Here is a 13,155-nt window from a genome sequence, read left to right on the forward strand (position 1 = left end):
AGGTCTTCATAGATGCCGTTACGGACTTTGGAAACCTGGCCCCACGGCGCAATCATGCTGGACGCGCAACACACGCGTTTTGCCTTGTGGGCGCCAGACGCGTTTTATGTCAGCGTTGAATTGGAAAACGGTAAATCCATCGCCATGCTGCCCCAGGCAGATGGCTGGTTCGAGACTGAGGTGAAGTGCCCGGCGGGCACGCGCTATCGCTACAACATCGATGGGGAAATGGATGTTCCCGACCCCGCGTCCCGGGCCCAGGCCTCGGACGTGCATGGCTGGAGCCTGGTGGTCGACCCGCTCGCCTACACCTGGCGTCACGCCAACTGGCAAGGCCGCCCCTGGCACGAAGCGGTGATCTACGAAGTGCACGTCGGCGCGATGGGCGGCTACGCCGAAGTCGAAAAGCACCTGCCACGCCTGGCCGAGCTGGGCGTCACCGCGATTGAATTGATGCCACTGGCGCAATTTCCCGGTGAGCGCAATTGGGGGTATGACGGTGTACTGCCCTACGCACCGCACTCCTCCTACGGCTCGCCCGAGCAACTCAAGCACCTCGTCGACAGCGCCCACGAGCACGGCCTCGCCGTGATTCTCGACGTGGTCTACAACCACTTCGGCCCTGATGGCAATTACCTGGGCCAGTACGCCAAAGGCTTCTTCCAGGAAGACGTGCACACCCCATGGGGTGCAGGGATCGACTTCGAGCGCCGCGAAGTGCGGGATTTCTTCCTCGATAACGCGCTGATGTGGCTGCTCGAATACCGCTTCGACGGCCTGCGCCTGGACGCCGTGCACGCCATCGACAACCCCGGCTTCCTCCAGGAACTCGCGCATCGGGTACGCCAGCAGGTGGATACCGGTCGGCAGGTGTGGCTGGTCCTGGAAAACGAGCTGAACCAGGCCAGCCTGCTCAAGCAGGATTTCGACGCGCAATGGAATGATGACTTCCATAACGTGCTGCACGTGTTGCTGACCGGCGAAACCGATGCCTATTACAGCGACTTTGCCCAGGACCCCACGGCCAAGCTTGCCCGGTGCCTGGGCGAAGGGTTCATCTACCAGGGCCACACCACCCGCCATGGCCACGAGCGCGGCGAACCGAGCGCTGACTTGCCGCCCACGGCCTTCGTCGCATTCCTGCAGAACCATGACCAGATCGGCAACCGCGCCCTGGGCGAACGCCTGCACCAGCTCTGCTCGCCCCAGGCGCTCAAGGCTGCAACCGCCCTGCTGCTGTTGTCGCCGATGATTCCGCTGATGTTCATGGGGGATGAGGCGAACGCGAGCGAGCCGTTCCTGTTTTTTACCGACCACCACGGTGAACTGGCTGAAGCGGTACGCGAAGGCCGACGCAATGAATTTGCCGACTTCGCCGCGTTCCATGACCCCGAGCGTCGTGAACGTATCCCGGATCCCAACGCGCTGTCGACATTCGCGCAATCGGCCCCGGTGATCGCCGACACCCCACACGCCGAGCTCTACCGCCACCTGCTGGGCCTGCGCCATCGCCATATCGTGCCGCACTTGCCTGGTGCCGTGGCATTGGGCGCGCAGGTGCTGGCCTACGCCGCCGTCAGTGCGCGCTGGCGCCTGGGCAACGGCAGCCTGTTGCAGATCGACCTGAACCTGAGCGCCACGCCGCTGGATCACCCGGCCACCGCGCCGGTCCTGTTCGAAACGCCGGCCCTGCAAGGTGCGCAACTGCCGCCCTTCAGCGCCCGCGTCACCTTATCCCCTGTTGGAGAGCACCCTTGAGCGAAGCGAACCTGGAAATCCTCGCCAGCCGCGCGGGCCTGGCCGTCGATTGGATCGACGCAAACGGCCGCCCGCAACGAGTGACACCCGACGCCCTGCGCGCGGTTCTCAAAGGCCTGGGCCACCCGGCCGACAGCGATGCCGACATCAACGCCAGCCTGCTTGAATTGGAGCGGGTGCAACAAGACAAACACCTGCCGCCCCTGATGACCGTCGACAGCGGTGAAGGCCTCGACCTGGCGCGCTACTTCGAACCCGACACCCTGTGCCGGGTCAACCTCGAAGACGGCGAAAGCCTGGAACTGCGCCTCGACGGCGATGCCGTGCTGCCCGGGGTTATCGCCTTGGGCTACCACCAGGTGCAGATCGACAACCAGAGCTTTACCCTGGCGGTCGCGCCCACCCATTGCTACAGCGTGGCCGAAGCGGTGGACAACCGCCCCGCCCGCGCCTGGGGCCTGAGCGCCCAGCTGTATTCACTGCGCCGCTTGGGCGATGGCGGTTTCGGCGACACCCTGGCCCTGGAACACCTGGTCCGTTCCGCCGCCGAACGCGGCGCCGATGCCCTGGCGATCAGCCCGATGCACGCGATGTTCAGCGCCGATACCGAGCGCTACAGCCCGTACTCGCCGTCCAGCCGCCTGTTCCTCAACAGCCTGTACGCCTCGCCTGCCTGCATTCTCGGTGAACGTGAAGTGCGCAATGCGATTGAAGCCCTTGGCCTGGAAGAAGAGCTGCACGCGCTGGAACAGCACAGCCTGATCGACTGGCCGGCCGCTGCGCGGGCCAAACAGCGGCTGTTGCGCGTTCTGTATGACGACTTCCGTCACGGCCATCACCCGCAGCATGCCGACTTCCTGAGCTTTCGCCAGGCCGGTGGCGAGGCGCTGGAAAATCATTGTCGCTTCGAAGCCGTGCAGGCAGTGCGCGCCGCTGCAGGCGAGGACCTTGACTGGCGCCACTGGCCTGAAGAGTGGCGCTCGCCGCAAAGCCCGGCGCTGGTAGCGTTCGCCGAGGAGCACCACGCCGAGATCGGCTTCTACGCCTTCGGCCAATGGCTGATCGCCCGTTGCCTGGAGCGCGCCCAACAAGCCGCCAAGGGCAGCGGCATGGGTGTGGGCTTGATCGCCGACCTGGCCGTCGGCGCCGACGGCGGTGGCAGCCAGGCCTGGAGCCGCCAGGATGAGTTGCTGGCCGACCTGACCGTGGGCGCACCACCCGACATCCTGAACCGCGCCGGTCAGGGCTGGGGCATTTCCGCGTTTTCGCCCGAAGGTCTCAAGCGCAACGGTTTCCGCGCGTTTATCGAGATGCTGCGGGCCAACTTCGCCCATGCCGGCGGCTTGCGCATCGACCATGTAATGGGCCTGCAACGCCTGTGGGTGATCCCCATGGACGCCTCGCCGCGTGAGGGCGCTTACCTGTATTACCCGGTGGACGACCTGTTGCGCCTGCTAGCGCTGGAATCCCACCGCCACCAGGCGATCGTGCTCGGTGAAGACCTCGGCACAGTGCCCGATGGGCTGCGCGAAAAACTCATCGCCCGCTCGATCCTCGGCATGCGCGTGCTGTTGTTCGAACAGGGCCACGATGGCCAGTTCAAGCCGATCCTCGACTGGCCGGACAACGCCCTGGCCACCACCAGCACCCACGACTTGCCGACCCTCAACGGTTGGTGGCACAGCCGCGATATCGACTGGAACGTCCAGTTGGGCCTGATCGATGCGCCCACCGTGGAGCAATGGAGCGAACACCGCCTGCGTGAACGCCAGGCGCTGCGCCAGGCCTTGAGCCAGGACCCGCAGAACTTCGTCGATGAGATCCGCAATGAAACCGACCATATGATCGACGCCAGCGTGCGCTACCTCGGCCACACCCGAGCGCCGCTGGTGCTGTTGCCGCTGGAAGACGCCCTGGGGCTGGAAGAACAGGCCAACCTACCCGGCACCACCGACACCCACCCCAATTGGCGCCGCCGTCTGCCGGGCGAGGCCTCCAGCCTGCTCGACAACGCCGGTGCCGCGCGCCGCCTTGAACTGCTGGCCGTCGCGCGTAACCAAGCCTATGAGCGTGACCGATGAAAGCCCTGCCCCTGCGCGCGACCCAGCGCCTGCAATTCCACAAAGGTTTTACCCTGGACGATGCGGTGCCACTGGTGCCTTACTTCGCCCAGCTCGGCATCAGCCATCTCTATGCCTCGCCCTTGCTGAGTGCGCGTGCCGGTTCCATGCACGGCTACGATGTGGTCGACCCCACCAGCGTTAACCCCGAGCTGGGAGGCGAACCGGCCCTGCGTCGCCTGGTCGCGGCCCTGCGCGAGCACGATATGGGGCTGATCCTCGATATCGTCTCCAATCATATGGCCGTGGGCGGCGCTGACAATCCTTGGTGGCTGGACCTGTTGGAATGGGGCCGGCTGAGCCCCTACAGCGAATTCTTCGATATCCAGTGGCACTCCCCCGATCCGCTGCTCAAGGGCCAATTGCTCATGCCCTTCCTCGGCAGCGACTACGGCGAAGCCTTGCAGAGCGGCACGCTGACGCTGCATTTCGATGCCGCCCACGGCGCGTTTCATGTTGAGCATTACGAACACCGCTTCCCGATCTGCCCACGGGATTACGCGGCGATCCTCGGCACCGACGAGCTGCTAAAACCCCTGGCCGACCGTTTCAGCGCCCTGGCCTATCAGGATGACGCCTACGCCGAAGCCGCCTGGCTAAAGCAGGCATTGGCCGAGCGTGCCACCGAAGTCCTCGAGCTCATCGAACGCCGACTGAGCGAGTTCGACGGACGCACGCCCGAGGGCTTCAAGCGCCTGCACCAGTTGCTCGAGCAACAGGCCTACCGCCTGGCCAGCTGGCGCACGGCGGCGGACGATATCAACTGGCGGCGCTTCTTCGACGTCAACGAACTGGGCGGGCTGCGCGTGGAGCGCACGGCGGTGTTCGAAGCCACCCACGGCAAGATCTTCGAACTGATCAGCCAAGGCCTGGTGGATGGCCTGCGCATCGACCACATCGACGGCCTGGCCGACCCGCGCGGTTACTGCCGCAAGCTGCGTCGTCGGGTGGATTCGCTGTCGCCCGAACGGCACTTGCCGATCTTCGTCGAAAAAATCCTCGGCGAGGGGGAAACCCTTCGCGAAGACTGGCAAGTGGACGGCACCACCGGCTACGAATTCATGAACCAGTTGTCGCTGCTGCAACACCATCCCGAGGGGTTTGCGCCGCTGGCCGAGTTATGGACACGCCACAGCGAACGGCCCTCGGCGTTTATCGAAGAGGCGCGCCTGGCCCGCCAGCAAATCCTCAACGGCTCCCTGGGCGGCGACTTTGAAAGCGTGGCCCAGGCCCTGTTGCAAGTGGCCCGCGACGACGTGATGACCCGCGACCTGACCCTCGGCGCGATCCGTCGCGCATTGCAGGAACTGATCGTGCACTTCCCGGTGTACCGCACCTATATCAGTGCCCGTGGTCGCAGCGCAGATGACGACAAGGTGTTCCAGCAGGCCATGGACGGCGCCCGCACGACCCTTGGCGAGGGCGACTGGCCGGTGCTCGAGCATCTGGAAAATTGGCTCGGCGGCCAACCCTGGCGCAATCGCCCGGTGGGCCGCGAACGCAAGATGCTCAAGCATGCCTGTGTGCGCTTCCAGCAACTGACCTCGCCGGCAGCGGCCAAGGCTGTGGAAGACACCGCGTTCTATCGCTCGGCCGTGCTGCTGTCGCGCAACGATGTGGGCTTCAGCACCGAGCAGTTCAGCGCGCCGTTGGCCGAGTTTCATGCCATCAACCAACAGCGCTTGCAGGCCTTCCCCGACAACCTGCTGGCCACCGCCACCCATGACCATAAGCGCGGCGAAGATACCCGCGCGCGCCTGGCCGTGCTCAGCGAGTGTGCGCCGTGGTACGTCGAGCACGTGGAGCATTGGCGTACCCTGGCGGCGCCGTTGCGCGACGACGCGACCACACCGTCGGCCGGCGACGAGCTGATCCTGTATCAGGTATTGCTGGGCAGTTGGCCGCTGGACCAGGCCGAGGACTTCGAGGGCTATCACCAGCGCCTGTGGCAGTGGCAACAAAAAGCCCTGCGCGAAGCCAAGTTGCAGAGCAGCTGGAGCGCGCCCAATGAGGCCTATGAACAGGGTGTCGAGGCTTTTCTTACCCGCCTGCTGCTCACGGAGGAAGGTCGGCCCCTGCGCAGTGCGATCAATAACGCCGCCCAGGCCATCGCCCCCGCCGGCGCACTGAATGGGCTGGCGCAAACCTTGCTTCGCCTTACCGTGCCGGGTGTGCCGGACCTGTACCAGGGCGATGAGTTCTGGGACTTCAGCCTGGTGGACCCGGACAACCGTCGCCCGGTGGATTTCACCGCGCGGCAACAGGCACTCAATACCCCGCCGGATATCGGCGAACTGTTGTTCAACTGGCGGGACGGGCGTATCAAGCAAACCTTGATTGCCCAGGTACTGGCCTTGCGCAAGGCCCATCCGCAGGTGTTCCGCAGTGGCCGCTATACAGCGCTGGAAGTGGTCGGCCAACACGCCGAGCGGGTGGTCGCATTCTGCCGCGAACACCAGGGCAAACGCGTGCTGGTGGTGGTGCCACGCTGGTCCCATGAGCTGCTTGAAAACGGTGTGCGCCCCCAGATCAATGCGCGGGTTTGGGGCGATACACGGGTGAAATTACCGTTCGCCGCACCAACGCAAAACTGGAAGGGACTTTTTCATACAGGCGCAGTCACACCAGACAAGGAGCTGTTGATCAGCACTGCCCTGGGGGATTTCCCGGTCAATGTCTTTATCAATCCTGATGATCAAGAAAGCTGAAAATTTTCTGTGAGGAGCATTGTGATGAGTACTGAAGACAAACGCATACGCGAACTGGCGCATCAGATCTGGGAGTCTGAAGGCAAACCCCACGGGGAAGACGCTCGCCACTGGGAGATGGCGCGCAAGCTGGCCGAAGCCGAAGCGCTGACGCCGAGCAAACCCAAGCCCGCCGCCAAGCCCAAGACCGCCCCCAAGCCTGCGGCGAAGGCCAAGCCAGCGGCGCCAGCCGCGAGCAAGCCGGCGCCGCCGGCGGCCAAGAAGCCACCCGCGCCGAAAAAGCCCAAGGCTTAACGCGCACGGCGCCATCGACCTTTTGCCGGCGCGGTCGGCAAAAGGTGATTTCACTCTTCTTATCATCCGCTGAAAACTCGTCAGCACGGCCGCGTTCGGCCCGAAAAAACAGCCTTGCAGGAGCAACTCAATGAGCAAACCCCATAAGACCCCTTCGACGCCGGGCAGCGAGCCGTCGCGGATTCGTGAAGGTTTGCCCTTCCCCCTCGGCGCGACCTGGGATGGCCTGGGTGTCAACTTTGCGCTGTTCTCGGCCAACGCCGAGAAAGTCGAACTATGCCTGTTCGACGACACCGGCGAAGTGGAACTCGAGCGCATCGAATTGCCCGAATACACCGACGAAATTTTTCACGGCTACTTGCCCGACGCCCACCCAGGGCTGATCTACGGCTACCGTGTGTACGGGCCGTATGACCCGGCCAATGGTCATCGCTTCAACCACCACAAATTGCTGATCGACCCCTACGCCAAACAGCTGGTGGGCGAACTCAAATGGTCCGAAGCGCTGTTCGGCTACACCATCGGCCACCCGGACGACGACCTCAGTTTCGACGAGCGTGACAGCGCGCCCTTCGTGCCCAAGTGCAAGGTCATCGACCCGGCGCACACCTGGGGCAACGACCAGCCGGTGCGGGTGCCGTGGGACCGTACGATCATCTACGAAACCCACCTGCGCGGCATCAGCATGCGCCACCCCTCGGTGGGCGAAGACGTGCGCGGCACCTGTGCCGGGTTGATGGAAGATGATGTGCTCAAGCACATCCGCCAGTTGGGCATCTCCTCGGTGGAGTTGCTGCCGGTGCACGCCTTCGTCAACGACCAGCACCTGCTGGAAAAAGGCATGACCAACTACTGGGGCTACAACAGCATTGCGTTTTTCGCCCCCGACCCGCGCTACCTGGCCAGCGGCAAGATCGCCGAGTTCAAGGAGATGGTTGCGCACCTGCACGAGCAGAAGCTGGAAGTGATCCTCGACGTGGTCTACAACCACACCGCCGAAGGCAACGAGCGCGGCCCGACCCTGTCCATGCGCGGCATCGACAACGCCTCGTACTACCGGCTGATGCCGGACGACAAGCGCTTCTATATCAACGATTCGGGCACCGGTAATACCCTGGACCTGAGCCATCCGTGCGTGCTGCAAATGGTCACCGACTCCCTGCGTTACTGGGCCAACGAGATGCACGTCGACGGCTTCCGCTTCGACCTGGCGACCATCCTCGGCCGCTACCGCGATGGCTTCGATGAACGCCACAGCTTCCTCGTGGCCTGCCGCCAGGACCCGGTGCTGCGCCAGCTCAAACTGATTGCCGAGCCCTGGGACTGCGGCCCCGGTGGCTACCAGGTAGGTAACTTTCCACCGGGCTGGGTCGAGTGGAACGACCGTTTCCGCGACACCGTAAGGGCTTTCTGGAAAGGCGATGACGGCCAACTGGCGGACTTCGCCGGGCGCATGACCGCCTCGGGCGAGATGTTCAACCACCGTGGCCGGCGCCCGTACAGTTCGGTGAACTTCATCACAGCCCATGACGGTTTCACCCTGCATGACCTGGTGTCGTACAACGACAAGCACAACGAAGCCAACGACGAAAACAACCAGGACGGCAGCAATAACAACCTGTCCTGGAACCACGGCGTCGAGGGCCCCACCGACGACCCGGAAATCAACGCACTGCGCCTGCGCCAGATGCGCAACTTCTTCGCCACGCTGCTGCTGGCCCAGGGCACGCCGATGATCGTGGCCGGTGACGAGTTCGCGCGGACCCAGCACGGCAACAACAATGCCTACTGCCAGGACAGCGAGATCGGCTGGGTCAACTGGGACCTGGACGAGGACGGCAAGGCGTTGCTCAAGTTCGTCAAGCGCCTGATCAAGCTGCGCCTGGCCTACCCGATCCTGCGTCGTGGGCGCTTCCTGGTGGGCGACTACAACGAGGACATCGGCGTCAAGGATGTCACCTGGCTGTCGCCGGCTGGCACCGAGATGACCACCGAACAGTGGGAAGACAGCCACGGCCGTTGCCTGGGCATGCTGATGGATGGCCGCGCCCAGGAAACCGGGATTCGCCGCGCCGGTGCCGATGCCACCTTGTTGCTGGTGGTGAACGCCCACCACGACGTGGTCAATTTCCGCCTGCCGCCGGTGCCGGAGGGTGAGTTCTGGACCTGCATGCTCGACACCAACGAGCCGGCGGTACGTGGCCAGGAACGCTTCGAGTTCGACCACGAGTACGGTGTGACCGGCCGCTCGCTGCTGCTGTTCGAACTGCAGCGTGACGACGAGGTGTGACATGGCACTGCATGGATTTCTTCAAGGCTTCCAGGGCTATGCGGACACGCAGGCCCTGGCCAAGGCCTTGAGGGCACTTCAGGAGGAAGGCCTCGATCAGTTGCCGCTGCCTGGCAGCGGCGACACCCTCGGGCGGTTCAGCCGCCTGGCACAGGTGGCAGGCCATGACCTGCGCTTGTGCAAGCTGTTCGAAGGCCACACCGATGCGTTGGCCATCATTGCCGAGCTGCGCAGCCCGGCGCCGCCTTTGGGCAGTCTGTGGGGCATGTGGGCCGCAGAACCGCCGAATGCCAAGGTGCAGGTGCGCTGCGAGGGCCATCGCCTGCGTCTGGACGGGCGTAAAGCCTGGTGTTCCGGGGCGGCGGTGCTCAGCCATGGTTTGCTGACGGCGTGGGATGAACAAGGCGGCCAGCAATTGGTGGCGGTGCAGATGGACCAACCGGGCATCACGGTCACCCACGACGGTTGGAATGCCGTGGGCATGGCCGCCACCGGCAGCGTCGAGGTCGTCTTTGACGGCGCCCATGGCCTTGCCGTGGGCGGCCCCGGCGACTACCTCGGGCGTCCCGGGTTCTGGCAAGGCGGCATCGGTATCGCCGCCTGCTGGTACGGTGCTGCACAACGCTTGGCCGAGGTGTTGCGCGATCACTGTAGCAAGCGCTCGGAGCCCCACGCCCTCGCCCACCTGGGCGCGGTCGACAGCGCCTTGAACAGCGCGGCCTGTGTGCTGCGGGCCAGCGCTGAACAGATCGATCGCTACCCCAGGGCCAATGCCCGGCACCAGGCCCAGCAGGTGCGCGCGTGCATCGAGGACACCGTCGAGCAGGTCATGCGGCATGTCGGTCGAGCCGTGGGCGCGGGTCCGTACTGCAAGGATCCGCACTTCGCCCAGTTGATGGCGGACCTGCCGGTGTATGTCCGCCAGAGCCATGCCGAACGCGACCTGGCCGGCCTCGGCGAACTGGTCGCCGGCGAACCCACAGGGAGGTGGCAGTTATGAAACCCAACCCTATCGTCGGCCAGGGCACGCCCCTGCAGCGCTGGCAGGACTCGCCGCTGATGGCCGAACTGCCGCAGATCAGCGTCGAACAATTGGTGCCCGAGGGCCACCGCGCGGTGATCATCGCCCCGCACCCGGATGACGAGGTGCTGGGCTGTGGCGGCCTGTTGCAGGGCTTGGCCGAGTTGGGCCGGCCCATTCAATTGATTTCGGTCACCGATGGCAGCGCCAGTCACCCCGGTTCCACCCACTGGTCGGTGGAGCGCTTGAGCGTGGTGCGCCCCCAGGAGTCGGCCCAGGCCCTGCATCGCCTCGGTGTGCCGTTGCACAGCCTGAAATGGTTGCGGGCCGGCTTCAGCGACAGCCAGGTGGCGGCGCGAGAGGAGCAGCTCAGCGCCTTTATCCAGCGCCACCTCAAGCCCACGGATGTGGTGTTTACCACCTGGCGCGAAGACGGCCATTGCGACCATGAGGCCGTGGGCCGCGCGAGCGCCAGGGCGGCGCACGCGGTGGGTGCGACCCTCTATGAGCTGCCGGTGTGGACCTGGCACTGGGCGTCCCCCGAGAACAGCCAAGTGCCGTGGCACCGTGCCCGCAAAATCCCCCTGACCTGTGAAGCCGTCGCGCGCAAGCGCCACGCCATCCATGCGTTCGCCAGCCAGCTGGAGGGTGACCCGCAGATCGGCCTGCCGCCGGTGCTGGCGCCCTATGTGGTGGAGCGTCTGCTACAACCTTTTGAAGTGGTATTCGTATGAGTGTGGCGACACCGTATTTCGATCAACTGTTTGACGGTAACGACGACCCCTGGGCCTTTCGCCAACGCTGGTACGAGCGTCGCAAACGGGCGCTGACCCTGGCGCTGTTGACCCGGCCGCGCTACGCCTCGGTGTTCGAGCCCGGTTGCGCCAATGGCGAATTGAGCTTCGAGCTGGCCCCGCGCTGTGATCACCTTTTGTGTTGCGACACCGCCTCGGCCGCCGTCGCCCTGGCACGCAGCCGCTTGCTGGGCTTTGCCCATGCCCAGGTGGAGCAGAGCCGCCTGCCTGGGCAATGGCCGACCGGCGAATTCGATCTGATCGTCTTGAGCGAGCTGTGCTACTACCTCGACCGCGATGACCTGTGCCGCTTGATCGATCGCGCCCTCGGCAGCCTCACCGCCAGCGGCCAGGTGTTGGCCTGCCACTGGCGCCCGACGATCGACGGGTGCCCGCAGACCGCCGAACAGGTGCATGCCCTGCTCCATGAGCGGCTGGGGATGCCCCTGGTCGCCACCCACCACGAACCCGACTTTCTACTCGACCTGTGGAGCCGTGACGGCACTTCGGTTGCCACCCTTGAGGGCCTGCGATGATCGGCATTCTGATCCCGGTACATAACGAAGAGGCGCTGCTCGGCGAGTGTCTGGAGGCCGCATTGGTGGCTGCCAGTCACCCAGGCCTGCTGGGTGAAGCGGTGCAGATCCTGGTGCTGCTCGACAGTTGCAGCGACGCCAGTGCGGCGATTGCCGAAGGGTTCCCGGTGCAGCGCCTGGAGGTGCAGGCGCGCAACGTGGGCCATGTGCGCGGGGTGGGTGCGCGACACCTGCTCAACCAGGGTGCGCGCTGGATCTCATGCACCGACGCCGACAGCCGCGTGGCCCCCGATTGGCTGGTGGCTCAGTTGGCGCTGGGCGCCGACGCGGTGTGCGGCACCGTGACCGTCGACGCCTGGAGCGAAGGGTTCGACCCGGCGGCGCAGATCCGTTACCAGGCGGCGTACCACGCCCGTGACGGCCACCGGCATATCCATGGCGCCAACCTGGGCATCAGTGCCGGGGCTTATGTGCGCGCCGGAGGGTTCGAACCGCTGGCCTGTCACGAAGATGTGCAACTGGTGCGCGACCTCGAACGCTGCGGGGCGTCCATCGCCTGGAGCCACGCCCCGCAAGTCATCACCAGCGCGCGCCTGGAGGCCCGTGCCCAAGGCGGGTTCGGCGATTATTTGAAGAGCCTGATGTGCGCGTCTTGAAAAAAACGACATTGCAAAATGTAAAAGCGACCAATCCTTGTCTATGCTGATGACGCCTTGCTGGTAATTCAGGGTTGGATTACCACGCATACACCACGGCGGAGTCTGTGGTGAATAAATAGAGTCGTCCCGTCAACGGGGCACGACCCAGCATCAACCGACAAGGACGTAACGCCCATGAAGCCTGCCTCCCTCAGTGAAGGCCGTCGCGGCCCCGCGCAAATCTGGAACAGCGCACCGCAGTTGGCGCAAATCCCGCCTATCTCTACCGCCTCCCTGGTGCCCGCTGGCGCGCGCGTGGTGATCATCGCGCCGCATCCCGGCGACGAGGTGGTGGCCTGCGGCGGTCTACTGCAATTGCTCAGCACCCTGGAACACCCCCTGCAAATGATCTCCATCACGGACGGCAGTGCCAGCCACCCGGGTTCCCACGTATGGCCGGCCAGCCGCCTAAGTGTGGTGCGGCCCCAGGAAAGCGCCGAGGCGCTGCGCCGCCTGGGCATGCCCTTGCACAGCCTGAAGTGGATTCGCGGCGGTTTCTGCGACAACGCCCTCGCCGCTCGCGAGCCGCAACTGAGCCAATTCATCGCGCGCTACCTGCAACCGGGCGACGTGGTGTTTTCCACCTGGCGCAACGACGGCAATGACGACCATGAGGCCGTCGGCCGTGCCAGCGCCAACGCCTGCAGCCTGGTGGGCGCGCAACTCTATGAACTGCCGATCTGGGCCTGGCACTGCCCCGCCCGCGAGGGTGCGACGATCCCCTGGCAACGGGCGCGCAAGGTACGCCTGGACACCTGGACCGTGGCGCGCAAGCTCCACGCCGTCCATGCGTATGCCAGCCAGTTGGCGGGCGATCCGCAGATCGGCCTGGCGCCCATATTGGCCCAAGTGCTGCTGGAGCGTATGCGCGAGCCTTACGAGATTGTGTTTGCGTAATCCTCCACTCGTCTATACCTGTTATTTCTGACAGTGGCG

10 protein-coding genes are annotated in these 13,155 nt (G+C 64.8%); all 10 read left to right on the forward strand.

Annotation, left to right across the window (positions count from 1 at the left end):
• The first annotated feature begins 12 nt into the window (after positions 1–12).
• Entirely contained in the window at positions 13–1,758 is a 1,746-nt protein-coding gene (treZ, locus tag AC07OP_RS00910; RefSeq protein WP_495101513.1) for a malto-oligosyltrehalose trehalohydrolase, read from the forward strand.
• Positions 1,755–3,839, forward strand: coding sequence for a 4-alpha-glucanotransferase (gene malQ, locus AC07OP_RS00915; RefSeq protein WP_495101514.1), 2,085 nt, complete (start codon positions 1,755–1,757; stop codon positions 3,837–3,839). Before treZ ends, malQ begins: the two co-directional genes overlap by 4 nt.
• Positions 3,836–6,586 carry a malto-oligosyltrehalose synthase gene (locus AC07OP_RS00920; protein ID WP_495101515.1) on the forward strand — a complete coding sequence of 917 codons (2,751 nt, stop codon included), beginning with the start codon at positions 3,836–3,838 and terminating at the stop codon, positions 6,584–6,586. Before malQ ends, AC07OP_RS00920 begins: the two co-directional genes overlap by 4 nt.
• Before the next feature lie 24 nt (positions 6,587–6,610).
• The gene (locus tag AC07OP_RS00925; RefSeq protein WP_065941695.1) at positions 6,611–6,880 is read left to right on the forward strand and encodes a DUF2934 domain-containing protein; all 270 of its coding nucleotides are present in this window, start codon (positions 6,611–6,613) and stop codon (positions 6,878–6,880) included.
• A gap of 130 nt (positions 6,881–7,010) precedes the next feature.
• Positions 7,011–9,170, forward strand: coding sequence for a glycogen debranching protein GlgX (gene glgX / locus AC07OP_RS00930; protein WP_098479386.1), 2,160 nt, complete (start codon positions 7,011–7,013; stop codon positions 9,168–9,170).
• Between the two features lies 1 nt (position 9,171).
• A complete protein-coding gene (locus AC07OP_RS00935) occupies positions 9,172–10,170 on the forward strand; it encodes an acyl-CoA dehydrogenase family protein (protein WP_495101516.1) in 999 nt (332 codons plus the stop codon).
• On the forward strand, positions 10,167–10,925 hold the full coding sequence (locus AC07OP_RS00940) for a PIG-L deacetylase family protein (RefSeq protein ID WP_141157625.1): 759 nt from the start codon (positions 10,167–10,169) through the stop codon (positions 10,923–10,925). The genes AC07OP_RS00935 and AC07OP_RS00940 overlap by 4 nt, the downstream gene beginning before the upstream one ends.
• Positions 10,922–11,521: an SAM-dependent methyltransferase gene (locus AC07OP_RS00945; protein ID WP_495101517.1), complete on the forward strand. Its 600-nt coding sequence runs from the start codon at positions 10,922–10,924 to the stop codon at positions 11,519–11,521. The genes AC07OP_RS00940 and AC07OP_RS00945 overlap by 4 nt, the downstream gene beginning before the upstream one ends.
• Positions 11,518–12,177 carry a glycosyltransferase family 2 protein gene (locus AC07OP_RS00950; RefSeq protein ID WP_141157623.1) on the forward strand — a complete coding sequence of 220 codons (660 nt, stop codon included), beginning with the start codon at positions 11,518–11,520 and terminating at the stop codon, positions 12,175–12,177. Before AC07OP_RS00945 ends, AC07OP_RS00950 begins: the two co-directional genes overlap by 4 nt.
• Before the next feature lie 177 nt (positions 12,178–12,354).
• Positions 12,355–13,116, forward strand: coding sequence for a PIG-L deacetylase family protein (locus AC07OP_RS00955; protein WP_065941701.1), 762 nt, complete (start codon positions 12,355–12,357; stop codon positions 13,114–13,116).
• The last annotated feature ends 39 nt before the right edge of the window (positions 13,117–13,155 follow it).

The sequence above is a fragment of the Pseudomonas sp. GW821-FHT09D08 genome, assembly GCF_059416305.1.

Coding starts and splice junctions, on each gene's coding strand:
- treZ (WP_495101513.1), top strand. CDS start 13: ATGCCGTTACGGACTTTGGAAACCTGGCCCCACGGCGCAATCATGCTG.
- AC07OP_RS00920 (WP_495101515.1), top strand. CDS start 3,836: ATGAAAGCCCTGCCCCTGCGCGCGACCCAGCGCCTGCAATTCCACAAA.
- AC07OP_RS00925 (WP_065941695.1), top strand. CDS start 6,611: ATGAGTACTGAAGACAAACGCATACGCGAACTGGCGCATCAGATCTGG.
- glgX (WP_098479386.1), top strand. CDS start 7,011: ATGAGCAAACCCCATAAGACCCCTTCGACGCCGGGCAGCGAGCCGTCG.
- AC07OP_RS00935 (WP_495101516.1), top strand. CDS start 9,172: ATGGCACTGCATGGATTTCTTCAAGGCTTCCAGGGCTATGCGGACACG.
- AC07OP_RS00940 (WP_141157625.1), top strand. CDS start 10,167: ATGAAACCCAACCCTATCGTCGGCCAGGGCACGCCCCTGCAGCGCTGG.
- AC07OP_RS00945 (WP_495101517.1), top strand. CDS start 10,922: ATGAGTGTGGCGACACCGTATTTCGATCAACTGTTTGACGGTAACGAC.
- AC07OP_RS00950 (WP_141157623.1), top strand. CDS start 11,518: ATGATCGGCATTCTGATCCCGGTACATAACGAAGAGGCGCTGCTCGGC.
- AC07OP_RS00955 (WP_065941701.1), top strand. CDS start 12,355: ATGAAGCCTGCCTCCCTCAGTGAAGGCCGTCGCGGCCCCGCGCAAATC.